The organism is Streptomyces sp. NPDC127092, from assembly GCF_042722475.1.
GTDB lineage: Bacteria > Actinomycetota > Actinomycetes > Streptomycetales > Streptomycetaceae > Streptomyces.
On sequence record NZ_JBHXFE010000194.1, the window covers coordinates 1 to 825 of the forward strand.

Sequence of the window (825 nt, forward strand, 5' to 3'; positions counted from 1 at the left end):
GGGTCGACGGGTCCCACGCGTGCACGGCGTCATAGAACGCGGCGACCGCCTGCGTGAGCTCGACGGAGCCGGTCGAGGCCTCCTCGAGAACCACGCCGTCCGGGTGCTCCTCCCCGCGCACATCCGGCAGGCCGATGGCCCCCGGGGCGATCGCGACGCGGCGGGAGCGCTGCACGGGGGTGAAGCCCTGGGCCACGAGGAACGCCTCGGTGCCGGCGGCCAGTGCGGCGGTCTGGGACCGCACGGCGTCCGTGTCCACGGGCGGGCGGCCCGTCGCACTGTCGGCCTCGGTCTGCGGGTCGGCGCCGGCCACGCCGGGCACCAGGGCGTCCTTGGCGAATCGGGCCTTCAGCGCGGTCGTCGGGATGGCGCCGGCGGCGTGCGCCTCCGCGGCGAGCCCGCGCAGGGCCGCCACGAGCGCCCGGCCGATGCCCCGGCGCCGCTCGGCGGCCGCGGTCTCGACGTACAGCCACAGCCGCCGCGGGTGCACGGACGAGGCGTAGACGACGCCGGCCGCCACCGGCACGCCGGCGTCCTCGGCCACGAGCGCGCGGCGCCAGGGCCGTTCCGCGTCCTCGGCGAGCATCGCCCGGTCCTGGTGCTGCTGCGCGTTGGCCGGGTCGCCCCACACCTCGAGCAGGGCCAGGTCGTCCCCGGGCCGCCAGGGACGCAGCACGACCTCCCCGCCGGCGACCGCGGCGGAGTCTAACAGCACGCCGTCGTCGTCGTGCCCCGCGGCCCCGGCCGCTCCCGTCACGTCCCCGCTCACTTGACCAGGCGCTCCAGCAGGTAGGACTTCACCTGAGACAGGGCCACGCGCTCCTG

At 77.5% G+C, this 825-nt stretch carries 1 protein-coding gene; it reads right to left on the minus strand.

Annotated features, from left to right (window positions below; translation table 11 throughout):
- On the minus strand, positions 1–769 hold a 769-nt coding region (locus ACFWJO_RS38755; protein WP_386872911.1), incomplete at its 3' end, for a GNAT family N-acetyltransferase.
- Positions 770–825 lie beyond the last annotated feature (56 nt).